Origin of the sequence: Streptomyces xanthophaeus (genome assembly GCF_030440515.1) — a bacterium.
Taxonomy (GTDB): Bacteria; Actinomycetota; Actinomycetes; order Streptomycetales; family Streptomycetaceae; genus Streptomyces; species Streptomyces kutzneri.
In genome coordinates this window covers 6,209,760-6,225,022 of sequence record NZ_CP076543.1, presented here as the reverse complement: position 1 = coordinate 6,225,022, position 15,263 = coordinate 6,209,760, and the positions used below count along the sequence as shown (strand labels likewise).

Below are 15,263 nucleotides of genomic sequence, written 5' to 3'. Positions count from 1 at the left end.
GGTAGGCATCGGGGGTTCAGCGTATGCGCCGCATCCGTTGGGGGGACGTGCTGTTGTCCGCCGTCGCCGCCGTGGGCTGGTCCCTGATCGTGATGGCGGGGGTGGCCGGACTCGGGCTGCACCTGCTGGGCGCCGACGGCTCCGACGCCGCGGGAGGCTCGCTCGGCGCGATGACGGCCGCCACGGTGGTCCTCGCGGCCGGTGGAACCGTGACCCCCTCGGGTGACGTCTCGGTCCTCGGAGTCACCGGCGCGGGGGCCGAAACCTCCCTGGACGTCATGCCCTTGGGGGTGTCGCTGGCCGGGGCGCTGGTCCTGGCGTCGCTGTTCCTGCGTTCGCTGCGGGCCGGGGCGGGCCACGGGGAGACGGCGGCCCGGGTGGCGGTCCTCGGGGCGCTGTTCGTGGCGACGGCGGGCGCTCTGGCGTGGGCCGGGCACGACGTGGTCACCCTCGACGGGACGCTGCCGCTGCCGAGGACGCCCCCGAAGGTCGAGATCCCGGGGATCGGGGACATCGGCGGGCTGCTCCCGGACCGTGTCGGGGACCTGATCGATACCCGGACCCGGGTGGGGTTCTCGGTGGAGCTCGGGCCGACCCTGGTGGGAGCGGGGGTGTGGGTGCTCGCGGTCCTGGCGCTCGCGCTGCTGGTCTCGCGGCGCGGGCCGGCCGCGGCGGGCCGGCTACGCCCGGCCGTCTCGGCGGTGGTGGCGATGGTGCTGGTCGCGGTGGCGGCCGGGTGGGCCGCGGCGGTGTGGGCGGCGCTGGGCGACGACCAGCCGCGGCGGGTGCTGGGCGGGGCGCTGCTGGGGGCGCCGAACGGGAGCTGGCTGGGGGTGCTGCTGGGTTTGTCCGTGCCGGTGCGCGGCCGGGTCACGGGGGCTGGGGCCCGGCTGCTGCCCGATCCGCTGGACGATCTGCTGGCGGTGTCCGCTCGGGAGCCGGTGACGGTGGCCCGTCTCGCGGAGTACGACGAGCGGGTCTGGCTGCTGGTCGCAGGGGCGGCCCTGCTGCTGCTCTACGCGGGCGTGCTGGCGGCCGTACGGACGCCGGGGCGCGGGATCCTGGGGTGCGCGGCGCGGCTGTCGGCCTGTACCGGGGTGGCCCTGGCGGTGCTGGCGTGGCTGACGGGGTTCTCGGCGGACGCCTCGCTCGCGGTGCTGGGTGTGGACGCGGTGGACGCGGGGGTGGAGCTGCGGGGGGACGTCCTGTACGCGCTGCTGCTAGGAGCGCTCTGGGGGGCGCTGGCCGGGGCGGCGGGTGCGGCTCTGGCTCCCCGGCGGCGGGCAGCCCTCCCGCGGCCGGCCGGATCGCCGGGGCCCGCCCCGGGGTGGCCCGCCCCCGGGAGGCCCGCCCCCGGGAGGAACAGGGCCCCGTACCCCGGGGACGGACCGTACGGCGGGCCTCCGGGTGGTCCGCGGCCCGCCGGGGGCGGCGAGGCGGACGGCTCCTGGGACGTGACCGTGACCGGCGTCCCGCCCTGGTCGCCCAGGTCACCGCGGGCGTCCGGGCCGTCCAGGCCGCCGGGGCCGCCCCGCAGGGAACCCTTCACCCCGCCTCCCCCGCCGGGAGGTCCGCCGCCTCCGCCCAAGCCTCCGCACCCGCCGGCGCCACCGCGCTGAGGCAGCGCCGCCTCGGCGCGGAGCCGTCCTCCGCGCCCGACCCTTCCACCGTTGCCCGGGGCTCCGCCACGGACCCCGTTCCCCGAACGCCACGGGAGCCGGCGGCTCCCTCGGTCGGCGCGAGCGTTCAAGAGGTGGGACGGGGGTCCTGGGGCCCGGGTCGGGAAGATACGGTGAGGGCACCATGAGCGCATCGCAGACCTCCGACGTCCCCACCCTCCTCGTCAAGATCTTCGGCAAGGACCGTCCCGGGATCACCGCCGGGCTGTTCGACACCCTCGCCGCCTACTCCGTCGACGTCGTCGACATCGAGCAGGTCGTCACCCGTGGCCGCATCGTCCTGTGCGCCCTCGTCACCAAGCCCGCCGGCGGAGCCGAGGGCGACCTGCGGGCCACCGTCCACAGCTGGGCCGAATCCCTCAAGATGCAGGCCGAGATCCTCTCCGGTACCGGTGACAACCGGCCGCGCGGCAGCGGCCGCTCGCACGTCACCGTGCTCGGGCACCCGCTCACCGCCGAGTCCACGGCTGCGATCGCCGCCCGGATCACCGAGACCGGCGGCAACATCGACCGTATTTTCCGGCTCGCCAAGTACCCGGTGACGGCGGTGGAGTTCGCCGTCTCCGGCGTCGAGACGGAGCCGCTGCGCACCGCGCTGGCCACCGCCTCCGCGCACATCGGCGTGGACGTGGCCGTGGTCTCGGCCGGACTGCACCGGCGGGCCCAGCGCCTGGTCGTCATGGACGTGGACTCGACCCTCATCCAGGACGAGGTCATCGAGCTGTTCGCGGCGCACGCCGGGTGCGAGGCCGAGGTCTCCGAGGTCACCGAGCGGGCCATGCGCGGTGAGCTGGACTTCGAGCAGTCGCTGCACGCCCGGGTGGCTCTGCTCGCGGGTCTGGACGCGTCCGTCGTGGACAAGGTCCGCGCCGAGGTGCAGCTGACCCCGGGCGCGCGGACCCTGATCCGCACGCTCAAGCGGCTCGGCTACCAGGTGGGCGTGGTCTCCGGCGGCTTCACCCAGGTGACGGACGATCTGCGGGAGCGGCTGGGGCTGGACTTCGCCTCCGCCAACACCCTGGAGATCGTCGACGGGAAGCTGACGGGCAAGGTCACCGGCGAGATCGTGGACCGGGCGGGCAAGGCCCGGCTGCTGCGCCGCTTCGCCGCGGAGGCCGACGTGCCGCTGTCCCAGACGGTGGCCATCGGCGACGGCGCCAACGACCTGGACATGCTGAACGCGGCCGGGCTGGGCGTGGCCTTCAACGCCAAGCCGGTGGTCCGCGAGGCCGCGCACACCGCGGTGAACGTGCCCTTCCTCGACGCGGTGCTGTACCTGCTCGGGATCACCCGCGAGGAGATCGAGGCCGCCGACCTGGCCTGAGCTCCGACCCGGCGCACGCGAACGGGCCCCGGCAGCCGATGTGCGGCTGCCGGGGCCCGTCGGTGTCCTGGGACCGCCGGTCAGAGGCCCTTGGGGGTCCAGTAGTCGAGCAGGGTGCCCACGCCGTGTTCCACGGACTTCCACGATCCGGTGAAGGAGACCACGGCGAGGGCCGCGGTCGGGAAGCCCGTACGGGTCATACGCGTCAGGGTGTCGCCCTCCGCGCGCCCCGAGAGGGCGTCGGCGAGGGCGTGCATGCCGGGGTTGTGCCCGATGACGAGGAGGTCGGAGACCTCGTCGGAGGTCTCGTTGAGCAGGGCGATGAGCTCGCCCAGCGAGGCGTCGTAGAGCCTCTCCTCGTAGTGGGTCTTCGGCCGGTGCGGCATCTCCTGGACGGCGAGCTTCCAGGTCTCGCGGGTGCGGGCGGCGGTGGAGCACAGGGCCAGGTCGAAGACGATGCCGGTTTCGGCGAGCTTCAGACCGACGGCCGGCGCGTCCTTGCGGCCTCGTTCCGCGAGCGGTCGATCGTGGTCGGACACCTCGGGCCAGTCGGCCTTGGCGTGCCGGAGGAGGGCGATCCTGCGGGGTGTGTCGGCGCTCATGACTCCCAGCTTCGCACGAAACGAGCCACGGGGCGGTGGGTGTTGGGGGGCTCACGCCTGGGTGAGGGGGGCGCGGGAGGTCAGCCGACGGCGCGCAGGAGCTGCTCGGCGACCTGGACGAGGCCCGGGACCTCGCCGGTGGCCGCGTGGGCCTCACCCGATCCGGCGAGGAGCAGCAGCAGGAGCCCGAAGGCGAGGGCGGGCAGGGCCAGTGCCCACCAGTGCAGCCGGGTGCCGGCGGTGGTGGTGGTGCGGGCCCTGGGGCCGGAGGGGCCCGGCGGGAGGGGCCTGATCTGCGTGGGGGCCGACATGGCCGCCTCCGTGGGTGTGGACCGGACTGACTCGCTGCCTACGAATCTATGGATCCGGGGCCGTGGTTCCCATCCGGGGCACACCCCACTTCACCCTGAGCCTGACCCCCTAGGGGTGGTGGGGTTACCCCCACCCTCTCAGGGGGAGGCGATCGTGGCGATGACGGAGATGATCACGGTCACGGCGAGGAACGCGCCGAGCACGAGGCCGAGCTTCTTGCGGCCGTCCTGCGGGTTCGGTTCAAGTACGGGCGACATGCCGGTCAGTCTCCCATGCCGCATTCGTCCTCGATCGTGCGGTCCCGTCCGGCGAGGACGCCCAGCACGATCTGTGGCACGAGCAGTGCCGCCATCAGGGCGAGCGGCAGGTCCCAGCCGCCGCTGTGCTGGTAGAGGGCGCCGATGAGGAGCGGGCCGGGGATGGAGATGAGGTAGCCGGTGCTCTGGGCGAAGGCGGAGAGCTTGACCACGCCGGCCGGGGACTTGGCGCGCAGCCCGATGAGGGTGATGACGAGGGGGAAGGCGCAGTTGGAGATGCCGAGCAGGAGCGCCCAGGCCCAGGCTCCGGCGGCGGGGGCGAAGTAGAGGCCGAGGTAGCCGGTGAGGCCGAAGACGCCGAGGGTGACGGCGATGGCGCCCTGGTTCTTCATCCGGGCGGCGAGGCCGGGGATGACGAAGGCGAGCGGGACTCCCATGACCATGGTGACGGCGAGGAGCACTCCGGCCGTGGAGGCGGAGACCCCGGCGTCGCGGAAGATCTGCGGGAGCCAGCCCATGGTGATGTATGCGCCGGTGGCCTGGAGGCCGAAATAGCAGGCCAGGGCCCAGGCGGTACGGCTGCGGACGACGCGCGGGCCGGCCCCGGACCCGACGGGGCCGGCGGTCCCGGCCCGGTCGGCACGCCGGGAGGCTCGGGCGACGGGGAGCCAGGGCAGTACGGCGAGCAGGGCGAGCGCGGCCCAGATCAGCAGGCCGGCGCGCCAGCTGCCGCCGAGGGCGCCGGTGAGCGGGACGGTCGCGGCGGCGGCGAGCGAGGTGCCGGCGGCCAGGGACATGGAGTACAGGCCGGTCATGGTGCCGACCTTGTCCGGGAAGTAGCGCTTGACGATCACCGGGAGCAGCACGTTGGTGAGGGCTATGCCGGCCAGCGACAGGGCGCTGGCGGCGAGGAAGCCGACGGCGCCGGAGGCGAAGGGGCGTATCAGCAGGCCGGTGGCGACCGCGGCCATGCCGGCGCAGACGACGGCGGCCGGGCCGAAGCGGCGGGAGAGCCGGGGCGCGGTGACGCCGAAGACGGCGAAGCAGAGTGCAGGGACGGAGGTGATCAGTCCGGCGACGGTCCCGCTCATGCCGAGACCCGTGCGGGTCTCTTCGAAGAGGGCGCCGAGGCTGGTGATGGCGGGCCGCAGGTTGAGGGCGGCCAGCACGATTCCGACGATGAGCACCGGGCCGAGCCAGGCCGGCTGCGCCGTCGCCTGCGGGGTGGCGGCGGTGCGGGATACGCCGGCCCCGGCCGTGCCGGCGCCCCGCCAGGAGGGCGGGGCGCCGGCCGCGGACCGGTCGAGCGTCTTCATGTCTTCGTCGGGCATTCGGCCATCATAGAATCATGGGATGATTGGTTGTCCAATCGCTCTTGAAGTACTCGCTCCCGAGAGGAACCCATGCCGCTGACCTCGCCCCGGCGCTCCGCACTCGTCGATCAGGTGATCGCCCAGCTGCGGAACCAGATCACCTCCGGCGAGTGGCCGGTCGGCGCCCGCATCCCGACCGAGCCGGAGCTCGTCGAGCTGCTCGGGGTCGCCCGCAACACGGTGCGCGAGGCCGTGCGGGCGCTGGCGCACAACGGCCTCCTCGACATCCGGCAGGGCTCGGGGACGTACGTCATCGCCACCAGCGAGCTGGCCGGCGTGATGCACCGCCGCTTCGCCGGGGCCGAGCCGCGGCACATCGCCGAGCTGCGTTCGACGCTGGAGTCCTCGGCGGCCCGGCTGGCGGCGGAGCGGCGCACCGAGCGGGACCTCGTACAGCTGGACGCCCTGCTGGCGCGCCGGGAGGAGGCCTGGGCGGGCGGGGACGCGGAGGTCTTCGTGGCGGCGGACGTGAGCCTGCACATGGCGGTGGTGACCGCCTCGCACAACGACGTGCTGATCGAGCTGTACGCGGACCTCGGCGACCTGGTGGCCGACTGGCTGCGGGCGGACGTCGGGACCGAGCTGCACCCTTCCGCCCATCTGGACCACGCCCGGCTGATCGAGGCGATCCGGCGGGGCGACGGGGACGCGGCGGCCTCGGAGGCCGCCGGTTACCCCTTCGCCTGCCTCGGCAGGAACGCGGAGGACACCCCGCTCACGGGCGCCGGTGGCTGACCCAGGCCGAGCGGACCTCTTTCCAGCAGCGGCCGACGAGCTCGGTCCGGCCGGCCGGGCCGACGGGCACGGCGACGCCGTCGCCGTCCACGTCCCACCAGCGGTCGCACTCGACGTGCAGCCGTACGAGGTCGGTCTCCGGGTAGGCGTTGTGGCAGTACGCCGACACCTGCGAGCCGTGGATGACGGTGTCGCAGTCCGCGCCGAAGAGCTCGCCCCCGGCGGGCCGGGAGGGCTGCGCGGGGGGTTCGGCGGGGATGTCGGCGAGCTCCACGACGGCGGGGGCCGCCACCTCGGGGCCGGGTGCGGGCTCCTCCTCCACGGGTTGCGCGGCGGCTCCGGGGACCAGGAGTCCGGCGAGGATCACGGACGTGACCAGCACGGATACAGCTCGGCTCGGCCTCGTGCGCACTCCTACCTCCTCCCCGCAGGAGCCGAGAAGATCCCGGCCTGGTCAGTTTGCAGGCATCCGCCCCGGTTTTCGACTCGGGAAGATCCGGTCGGCCGGTGAACATGCGATCGAGCGTGCCCCCGCGCGACGCGAAACGGCGGCGGCCGCGCCTCCCGGAAGGGAAGCGCGGCCGCCGCCGTACGGACGTGGGAGACCCGATCGGGGATCAGGCACCCATCGCGTGCAGGCCGCCGTCCACGTGGACGATCTCGCCGGTGGTCTTCGGGAACCAGTCCGACAGCAGGGCCACGACGCCCTTGCCCGCCGGCTCCGGGTCGCTCATGTCCCACTCCAGCATCGAGCGGGAGTTCCAGACGTCCGCCAGCTCCGAGAAGCCCGGGATGGACTTCGCGGCCATGGAGCCGATCGGCCCGGCCGAGACCAGGTTGCAGCGGATGTTCTCCTTGCCCAGGTCACGGGCGAGGTAACGGCTGGTGGCCTCCAGGGCGGCCTTGGCCGGGCCCATCCAGTCGTACTGCGGCCAGGCGAACTGCGCGTCGAAGGTGAGGCCGACGACGGCCGCGCCCTCCGCCGGGAACAGCGGCTTGCAGGCCATGGTCAGCGACTTCAGCGAGAACGCCGAGACGTGCATGGCGGTGGCCACCGACTCGAACGGCGTGTTCAGGAAGTTGCCGCCGAGGGCGTCCTGCGGCGCGAAGCCGATGGAGTGGACGACGCCGTCGAGGCCGCCGAGCTCGTCGCGGACGAGGCCCTCCAGGCGGGCCAGGTGCTCGTCGTTGGTGACGTCGAGCTCGATCACCTTGACCGGCTTCGGCAGCTTCTTCGCGATGCGCTCGGTCAGCGACGGACGCGGCCACGCGGTGAGGATGACCTCGGCGCCCTGCTCCTGGGCCAGCCGGGCCGTGTGGAAGGCGATGGACGACTCCATCAGCACACCCGTGATGAGGATGCGCTTGCCCTCGAGAATTCCGCTCATGGTGATCAGTGACCCATGCCCAATCCGCCGTCAACGGGAATGACGGCTCCGGTGATGTACGCGGCGTCGTCGGACGCCAGGAAGCGGACGGCTGCCGCGATCTCCTCGGGCTGCGCGTAACGGCCGAGCGGCACCTGGCCCACGATGCCCGCGCGCTGCTCGTCGGTGAGCACCTTCGTCATGTCGGTGTCCACGAAACCGGGGGCGACGACGTTGAAGGTGATGTTGCGGGAACCCAGCTCGCGGGCGAGGGAGCGGGCGAAGCCCACCAGCGCGGCCTTGGAGGCGGCGTAGTTGGCCTGGCCGGCCGAGCCCAGGAGCCCGACGACCGAGGAGATCAGGACGACGCGGCCCTTCTTGGCACGGAGCATGCCACGGTTCGCGCGCTTGACCACCCGGAAGGTGCCGGTGAGGTTCGTGTCGAGGACGGACGTGAAGTCCTCCTCGGACATGCGCATCAGCAGCGTGTCCTTGGTGATGCCGGCGTTGGCCACGAGCACCTCGACCGCGCCGTGCGCGTCCTCGATCTCCTTGTAGGCCTGCTCCACCTGCTCGGAGTCGGTGATGTCGCACCGCACCGCCAGGACACCGATCGAGGTGAGCGCCTCCGGCGGCTCACCCGACCGGTACGTGATCGCGACCTTGTCGCCGGCCTCCGCGAAGGCTTGGGCGATGGCGAGGCCGATGCCCCGGTTTCCTCCGGTGACGAGAACCGAGCGGCTCAACGGATCACCCTTTCGCTAGCGGTCTGAATACCAAAAACCTATAGGTCGCATCGCTCGTACGGAGAATCGACCCCCGACAGGGCCTTGCGACCGGCTCTGTCGAATCCCTACAGAAAGATGTAGGCACAAGGGCCCCGATCGCGACATGATCGGGGCGACCGGCCCCGACCACGGGAGGACTTCCGTGCCCCATTCCATCGACGCGGCCTTCACCGCGCTGCCCCTGCGGGCGCTCGCCGACGCGGCGCTCGCCCGGGCCCGCGCGCTGGGCGCCGAGCATGCCGACTTCCGGCTGGAGCGGATCCGCAGCGCCTCCTGGCGCCTGCGGGACGCCAAGCCATCCGGTGGCTCCGACACCACCGATCTCGGGTACGCGGTGCGGGTCGTGCACGGGGGCAGCTGGGGATTCGCCTCCGGTGTGGACCTGACCATGGACGCCGCCGCCAAGGTGGCCTCGCAGGCCGTGGCCATGGCGAAGCTGTCCGCCCAGGTGATCAAGGCCGCCGGTTCGGACGAGCGGGTGGAGCTCGCCGACGAGCCGGTGCACGCCGACCGGACGTGGATCTCCGCGTACGACGTGAACCCCTTCGAGGTGCCGGATGCCGAGAAGGCCGCGCTGCTCGCCGACTGGAGCGCGCGCCTGCTGGCGGCCGACGGGGTGGCCCACGTGGACGCCTCGCTGCTCGCCGTCCACGAGAACAAGTTCTACGCCGACACCGCGGGGACCTCGACCACGCAGCAGCGGGTCCGGATCCACCCTCAGCTCACCGCGGTCGCCGTGAACGCCGCGACCGGCGAGTTCGACTCGATGCGCACCATCGCCCCGCCCGCCGGCCGCGGCTGGGAGTACCTCACCGGCACCGGCTGGGACTGGAACTCCGAGCTGGAGCAGATCCCCGGACTGCTCGCCGAGAAGATGCGGGCGCCGAGCGTCGAGGCCGGCCGCTACGACCTGGTGGTGGACCCGTCCAACCTGTGGCTCACCATCCACGAGTCGATCGGCCACGCCACCGAGCTGGACCGGGCGCTGGGCTACGAGGCGGCGTACGCGGGGACCTCCTTCGCCACCTTCGACCAGCTGGGCAAGCTCAAGTACGGCTCCCCGATCATGAACGTGACGGGTGACCGCACCGCCGAGCACGGGCTGGCCACCGTCGGCTTCGACGACGAGGGCGTCCAGGCGCAGAGCTGGGACCTGGTCAAGGACGGCACCCTGGTCGGCTACCAGCTGGACCGGCGGATCGCGAAGCTGACCGGCCTCGGGCGCTCCAACGGCTGCGCCTTCGCCGACTCCCCCGGGCACGTGCCCGTCCAGCGGATGGCGAACGTCTCCCTCCAGCCGGATCCGGGCGGGCTCTCGACCGAGGACCTGATCGGCGGGGTGGAGCGCGGGATCTACGTGGTCGGCGACCGCTCCTGGTCGATCGACATGCAGCGCTACAACTTCCAGTTCACGCAGCAACGGGCGTACAGGATCGAGAACGGCAAGCTGGCCGGGCAGCTGCGCGATGTCGCGTACCAGGCCACCACGACCGATTTCTGGGGCTCGATGGAGAAGGTCGGTGGCCCGCAGACCTACGTCCTGGGCGGCGCTTTCAACTGCGGCAAGGCCCAGCCGGGCCAGGTGGCGGCGGTCTCGCACGGCTGCCCGTCGGCGCTGTTCCGCGACGTGAACATCCTGAACACCACGCAGGAGGCCGGGCGATGAGCTCGTCGATTCGCATCACCAAGCCCCACGAGATCGTCGAGCGGGCCCTGGAGCTGTCCACCGCCGACGGCTGTGTCGTCATCGCGGACGAGGGGTCGACCGCCAATCTGCGCTGGGCGGGCAACGCCCTGACGACGAACGGCGTGACCCGCGGCCGGACCCTGACGGTCATCGCCACGGTCGACGGCAAGGAGGGCACGGCCTCGGGGGTCGTCTCGCGCTCCGCCGTGACCGCGGACGACCTGGAGCCGCTGGTCCGGGCCGCCGAGGCGGCCGCCCGCGGGGCGGGCCCGGCCGAGGACGCCCAGCCGCTGGTCACCGGCACCCCGGCCTCGCCGGACTTCACCGACGCCCCGGCCGAGACGAGCTCGGCGGTCTTCGCGGACTTCGCCCCGGCCCTCGGCGAGGCCTTCGCCCGGGCCCGCGAGGGCGGCCGGGAGCTGTACGGCTTCGCCAACCACGAGCTGGTCTCCGCGTACGTCGGTACCTCGACGGGCCTGCGGCTGCGCCACGACCAGCCGAACGGCACCCTGGAGCTCAACGCGAAGTCCCCGGACCGGCAGCGCTCCGCCTGGGCGGGCCGTTCCACCCGGGACTTCAAGGACGTGGACCCGACGGTGCTGGACGCGGAGCTCGCCGTGCGCCTCGGCTGGGCGGAGCGGAAGATCGACCTGCCCGCGGGCCGGTACGAGACCCTGCTGCCGCCGACGGCCGTGGCCGACCTGCTGATCTACCAGATGTGGTCGGCGGCGGCCCGGGACGCGGTGGAGGGCCGTACGGTCTTCTCCAAGCCCGGCGGCGGCACCCGGCTCGGCGAGAAGCTGTCCGCACTGCCGCTCTCCCTGCGCAGCGACCCGAACGCGCCGGGCCTGGAGTCCGCGCCGTTCGTGATCGCGCACAGCTCCGGCGACGACGCCTCGGTGTTCGACAACGGTCTGCCGGTCCCGGCGACCGAGTGGATCGCGGACGGTCACCTGAACCGGCTGAGCACGACCCGGCACACGGCGGGCCTGACCGGGATGCAGCTCTCGCCCGGCTTCGGGAACCTGATCCTGGACGGGGGCGGCGAGAAGTCGCTGGAGGAGATGGTCGCGTCCACCGAGCGGGGTCTGCTGCTGACCTGCCTCTGGTACATCCGCGAGGTGGACCCGGCGACGCTGCTGCTCACGGGCCTCACCCGGGACGGCGTCTACCTGGTGGAGAACGGGCAGGTGGTCGGCGAGGTCAACAACTTCCGGTTCAACGAGTCCCCCGTGGACCTGCTGTCGCGTGCCTCGGAGGCCGGCCGGACCGAGAAGACACTGCCGCGCGAGTGGAGCGACTGGTTCACGCGCGCCGCGATGCCGGCGCTGCGTATCCCCGATTTCAACATGAGTTCGGTGAGCAAGGGCGTCTGACCACCTAGAATGTGCGGGTAGACCCCTCATCCACGCCCCTACTCACTCCATCTCTCAAGGAGAGTCACGACCGTGACTGACATCGTCGACGAACTGAAGTGGCGCGGGCTCTTCGCCCAGTCCACCGACGAAGAAGCCCTGCGCAAGGCCTTCGCGGACGGTCCGGTCACCTTCTATTGCGGCTTCGACCCGACCGCGGCCTCGCTGCACGTGGGGCACCTGGTCCAGGTGCTCACCGTGCGCCGGCTCCAGCAGGCCGGTCACCGGCCGCTGGCGCTGGTCGGCGGGGCCACGGGGCAGATCGGCGACCCGCGACCGACGGCGGAGCGGACCCTGAACGACCCGGAGACCGTCGCGAACTGGGTGAACCGGCTGCGCACCCAGATCGAGCCGTTCCTGTCCTTCGAGGGCGAGAACGCGGCGCTCATGGTGAACAACCTGGACTGGACGGCGGGCCTGTCCGCCATCGAGTTCCTGCGGGACATCGGCAAGCACTTCCGTGTCAACAAGATGCTGACGAAGGACTCGGTCGCCAAGCGGCTCGACTCCGACCAGGGCATCAGCTACACCGAGTTCAGCTACCAGCTGCTCCAGGGCATGGACTTCCTGGAGCTGTACCGGCGCTACGGCTGCGTGCTCCAGCAGGGCGGCTCCGACCAGTGGGGCAACCTGACGGCCGGACTCGACCTGATCCACCGCGTCGAGCCGGGCGCGGTCGTGCACGCGCTGGCGACCCCGCTGATGGTCAAGGCGGACGGCACCAAGTTCGGCAAGTCCGAGAGCGGGGCCGTGTGGCTCGACCCGGAGATGACCACGCCGTACGCGTTCTACCAGTTCTGGCTGAACGTGGACGACCGGGACATCTCCACCTACATGCGGATCCTGTCCTTCAAGTCCCGTGAGGAGCTGGAGGCACTGGAGGCGCAGACCGCCGAGCGGCCGCAGGCGCGTGCCGCCCAGCGGGCGCTGGCGGAGGAGCTGACGGCGCTCGTGCACGGCGCCGACCAGTGCGCCGCCGTGATCGCCGCGTCGAAGGCACTGTTCGGTCAGGGCGACCTGGCGGAGCTGGACGAGGCCACGCTGGCCGCGGCCCTGTCCGAGCTGCCGCACGCCCAGGTGAGCGAGCCCGGCCTCGTGGTGGACATGCTCGCGGAGACCGGTCTGGTCGCGAGCAAGTCGGCCGGCCGCCGGACCGTGAAGGAGGGCGGCGCCTACGTGAACAACGCGAAGGTCACCGCCGAGGACGCGGTCCCCGCCAAGGAGGACCTGCTCCACGGGCGCTGGCTGGTGCTGCGCCGGGGCAAGAAGAACCTGGCCGCGGTGGAGGTCACCGGCGCCTGACGCGTCGCAGGGCGCGTGAGCACGGCAGAACACGGCGGAGGGGCCGGTTCGGACTCCTGGTCCGGCCGGCCCCTCCGTCATGACCCGCGGATGACCCGCGGTGCGTCACGTCGTCTGCCGCTTGCCCTTGATCGCTCCGTACGCCATCTCGCCGAGCGCGACGATGACGACCGCACCGACGATCTGCAGCAGGTGCCGGGTCCAGTCGATGCCCTTGGTCTCGCCGACACCGATCCATGTGGCCACCGCGTTGCCGAGGACGGCACCGAGGATGCCGAAGAGGGTGGTCAGCCACAGCGGCTGGTGCTGCTTGCCCGGCAGGATGGCCTTGGCTATCAGCCCCAGCACGAAACCGACGATGATCGCCCACAACCAACCCATGTCGAGCCTCCTCCTGGCGCGTTGTGCGCACGTGCGCCCAGTGTCGGCCCATCCGGCGTACGACGCATTTCGGACGGTGCCGTACGGGGGTCCCCCCTCTCCTCCCGGCCCGGGGACGGGCGTACCGTGGGAGGGTCCGGGCCGGGAGTGCCCGGTTGGCGATCGGGTGGTGGAGCGTGGAGCGGACGAAGCGGCAGAAGCGGAACGGGGCCGAGGTCTTCCGGATCACCGGAGCGCGGATGGGTCTCGCCGAGGACGTACGGGGCCGCCAGCGCCGGTACGTGATCTCGATGACGATCAGAACCCTGTCGGTCATCGCGACCGTGCTGTTGTGGAACGTGCAGCGCCCGGTGGCCATCGTGACGCTCGTGGCCGGAGCCCTGCTCCCCTACATTGCCGTGGTCATCGCCAACGCCGGGCGCGAGTCGACGCCGTCGCTGCCCTCGCACTTCGTACCGGCCCCCGTGCGGCCGGCGCTGGACGCGGGAAACCTCAAGAAAAGCTCAGATCAATCGTGAAGTTCCGGTGCACTCCACCGGGTCCTGCGTGACATACTGCTCACGCGCTCCGCATCCCCCGTCGGAGCGACGGACCGACGCCGGGCAGCTCCCCCCGTGGCTGCTCGGCGTCGCCATTCCGTTCTAATGTGGGGCTGTGACTTCCTCCAACGCCGCCGGCCCCGAAGAGAACCCCACCTGCTCCGCCAAGGGCTGCCGCGACGCGGCCGTGTGGGTCCTCGCCTGGAACAACCCGACGCTGCACACGCCTGAGCGGCGCAAGACCTGGCTGGCGTGCGAGGAGCACCGCGAACACCTCTCCCAGTTCCTGGGGGTCCGCGGTTTCCTCAAGGACGTCGTGAAGCTGGACGAGTGGGTGCAGCCGGAGGGCTCGGAACGCCCGCGCTGACCTGAGCTGACCTGACCTGAACCGGCGGCCGACCGGGACCCGGTCAGCCGCCGATCGCGGACATCGGGCGGTCGGGCTGCAGGAAGGACGGGTCGTCGAGACCGGATCCGGCCTTCTTGCCCCACATCGCGACCTTCCAGAGCCGGGCGATCTCCTCGTCCGGGGCGCCCGAGCGCAGGGCCGCGCGCAGGTCCGACTCCTCGGTGGCGAACAGGCACGTACGCACCTGTCCGTCGGCCGTGAGCCGCGTGCGGTCGCAGGCGCCGCAGAACGGGCGGGTGACCGAGGCGATGACGCCGACGGTGGCCGGGCCTCCGTCGACCACCCAGCGCTCGGCCGGGGCGGAGCCGCGCTCGGCGGCGCCCTCCTCGGTGAGCGTGAAGCGGGTGCGCAGGGACTCCAGGATGTCCCCGGCCGTGATCATGCCGTCGCGCTTCCAGCCGTGCTGGGCGTCGAGCGGCATCTGCTCGATGAAGCGGAGCTCGTACTCGTTCTCCACGGCCCAGGCCAGCAGGTGGGGGGCCTCGTCGTCGTTGAGGCCGGGCATGAGCACGGCGTTGACCTTGACGGGGGTGAGGCCGGCCTCGCGGGCCGCGGCCATGCCGTCGATGACGTCCTTGTGCCGGTCGCGGCGGGTGAGGGTCTTGAAGACGTCGGGCCGCAGGGTGTCCAGGGACACGTTCACCCGGTCCAGGCCGGCGGCCTTCAGGGCCTGCGCGGTGCGCTTGAGACCGATGCCGTTGGTGGTCAGCGACATCTTGGGGCGGGGTTCCAGGGCCGCGCACCGCTCGACGATGCCGACCAGGCCGGGCCGCAGCAGCGGCTCGCCGCCGGTGAACCGGACCTCGGTGATCCCCAGCTGCGTGACCGCGATGCGGATCAGCCGGACTATCTCGTCGTCACTGAGCAGGTCCGACTTGCCGAGCCACTGCAGCCCCTCTTCGGGCATGCAGTAGGTACAGCGCAGATTGCACCGGTCGGTCAGTGAGACGCGCAGGTCAGTGGCCACGCGGCCGTAGGTATCGAGAAGCACTGTGGGCCCCCTCCCCTGTCCGGAAGTAGCGGTACGCGCGGACGTCGGATCTACTTCACGCGTTCTATTTCGAGACTACGTGACGCTTGTGTCATCCAGGGG

The 15,263-nt window shown here is 72.1% G+C and carries 17 protein-coding genes; 8 read left to right on the top strand and 9 right to left on the bottom strand.

The window, feature by feature from the left end; genetic code table 11:
• Positions 1–23: 23 nt before the first annotated feature.
• Positions 24–1,619, top strand: coding sequence for a streptophobe family protein (locus tag KO717_RS27770; RefSeq protein WP_301371989.1), 1,596 nt, complete (start codon positions 24–26; stop codon positions 1,617–1,619).
• Positions 1,620–1,803: 184 nt separating this feature from the next.
• On the top strand, positions 1,804–3,003 hold the full coding sequence (gene serB / locus KO717_RS27765) for a phosphoserine phosphatase SerB (protein ID WP_301371988.1): 1,200 nt from the start codon (positions 1,804–1,806) through the stop codon (positions 3,001–3,003).
• Positions 3,004–3,083: 80 nt separating this feature from the next.
• On the opposite strand, the gene KO717_RS27760 is transcribed toward serB, so the two are convergent.
• The 4 genes from KO717_RS27760 to KO717_RS27745 form a co-directional block, all read right to left on the bottom strand.
• On the bottom strand, positions 3,084–3,605 hold the full coding sequence (locus KO717_RS27760) for a SixA phosphatase family protein (protein WP_030720119.1): 522 nt from the start codon (positions 3,603–3,605) through the stop codon (positions 3,084–3,086).
• 80 nt (positions 3,606–3,685) lie between these two features.
• Complete coding sequence (locus KO717_RS27755; RefSeq protein ID WP_301371987.1) at positions 3,686–3,916, bottom strand: hypothetical protein; 231 nt, start codon at positions 3,914–3,916, stop codon at positions 3,686–3,688.
• A gap of 138 nt (positions 3,917–4,054) precedes the next feature.
• Positions 4,055–4,174 carry an SGM_5486 family transporter-associated protein gene (locus KO717_RS27750; protein ID WP_252309064.1) on the bottom strand — a complete coding sequence of 40 codons (120 nt, stop codon included), beginning with the start codon at positions 4,172–4,174 and terminating at the stop codon, positions 4,055–4,057.
• 5 nt (positions 4,175–4,179) lie between these two features.
• Entirely contained in the window at positions 4,180–5,505 is a 1,326-nt protein-coding gene (locus KO717_RS27745; protein WP_301371986.1) for a CynX/NimT family MFS transporter, read from the bottom strand.
• 72 nt (positions 5,506–5,577) lie between these two features.
• On the opposite strand from KO717_RS27745, the gene KO717_RS27740 reads away from it, so the two are divergent.
• Positions 5,578–6,282, top strand: a complete 705-nt coding sequence (locus KO717_RS27740; RefSeq protein ID WP_301371985.1) for a FadR/GntR family transcriptional regulator — start codon at positions 5,578–5,580, stop codon at positions 6,280–6,282.
• Here KO717_RS27740 and KO717_RS27735 read toward each other — a convergent pair.
• The 3 genes from KO717_RS27735 to fabG all read right to left on the bottom strand — a co-directional run bounded on the left by KO717_RS27735 (position 6,263) and on the right by fabG (position 8,395).
• Positions 6,263–6,694: a hypothetical protein gene (locus KO717_RS27735; RefSeq protein ID WP_301371983.1), complete on the bottom strand. Its 432-nt coding sequence runs from the start codon at positions 6,692–6,694 to the stop codon at positions 6,263–6,265. The two genes, KO717_RS27740 and KO717_RS27735, sit on opposite strands and share 20 nt — an antisense overlap.
• A gap of 205 nt (positions 6,695–6,899) precedes the next feature.
• Positions 6,900–7,670: an enoyl-ACP reductase FabI gene (gene fabI, locus KO717_RS27730; RefSeq protein WP_301371982.1), complete on the bottom strand. Its 771-nt coding sequence runs from the start codon at positions 7,668–7,670 to the stop codon at positions 6,900–6,902.
• Positions 7,671–7,675: 5 nt separating this feature from the next.
• Positions 7,676–8,395 (bottom strand): 3-oxoacyl-[acyl-carrier-protein] reductase, encoded by a 720-nt coding sequence (gene fabG, locus KO717_RS27725; RefSeq protein WP_301371981.1) that lies wholly within the window; start codon positions 8,393–8,395, stop codon positions 7,676–7,678.
• 184 nt (positions 8,396–8,579) lie between these two features.
• Here fabG and KO717_RS27720 point away from each other — a divergent pair, with 184 nt between their 5' ends.
• From KO717_RS27720 to tyrS, 3 genes are all read left to right on the top strand, one after another.
• The gene (locus KO717_RS27720) at positions 8,580–10,103 is read left to right on the top strand and encodes a TldD/PmbA family protein (RefSeq protein WP_301371980.1); all 1,524 of its coding nucleotides are present in this window, start codon (positions 8,580–8,582) and stop codon (positions 10,101–10,103) included.
• Entirely contained in the window at positions 10,100–11,500 is a 1,401-nt protein-coding gene (locus tag KO717_RS27715) for a metallopeptidase TldD-related protein (RefSeq protein WP_301371979.1), read from the top strand. The genes KO717_RS27720 and KO717_RS27715 overlap by 4 nt, the downstream gene beginning before the upstream one ends.
• Positions 11,501–11,572: 72 nt before the next feature.
• On the top strand, positions 11,573–12,841 hold the full coding sequence (gene tyrS / locus KO717_RS27710) for a tyrosine--tRNA ligase (RefSeq protein ID WP_301371978.1): 1,269 nt from the start codon (positions 11,573–11,575) through the stop codon (positions 12,839–12,841).
• Between the two features lie 105 nt (positions 12,842–12,946).
• On the opposite strand, the gene KO717_RS27705 is transcribed toward tyrS, so the two are convergent.
• Positions 12,947–13,222, bottom strand: coding sequence for a GlsB/YeaQ/YmgE family stress response membrane protein (locus KO717_RS27705; RefSeq protein ID WP_301371977.1), 276 nt, complete (start codon positions 13,220–13,222; stop codon positions 12,947–12,949).
• A gap of 239 nt (positions 13,223–13,461) precedes the next feature.
• On the opposite strand from KO717_RS27705, the gene KO717_RS27700 reads away from it, so the two are divergent.
• Both KO717_RS27700 and KO717_RS27695 read left to right on the top strand, forming a co-directional pair.
• Positions 13,462–13,740, top strand: a complete 279-nt coding sequence (locus tag KO717_RS27700) for a DUF3099 domain-containing protein (RefSeq protein ID WP_301374808.1) — start codon at positions 13,462–13,464, stop codon at positions 13,738–13,740.
• Positions 13,741–13,876: 136 nt separating this feature from the next.
• On the top strand, positions 13,877–14,128 hold the full coding sequence (locus tag KO717_RS27695) for a hypothetical protein (RefSeq protein ID WP_301371976.1): 252 nt from the start codon (positions 13,877–13,879) through the stop codon (positions 14,126–14,128).
• A gap of 43 nt (positions 14,129–14,171) precedes the next feature.
• Here KO717_RS27695 and moaA read toward each other — a convergent pair whose 3' ends face one another.
• Complete coding sequence (gene moaA / locus KO717_RS27690) at positions 14,172–15,161, bottom strand: GTP 3',8-cyclase MoaA (RefSeq protein ID WP_301371975.1); 990 nt, start codon at positions 15,159–15,161, stop codon at positions 14,172–14,174.
• Positions 15,162–15,263: the final 102 nt, after the last annotated feature.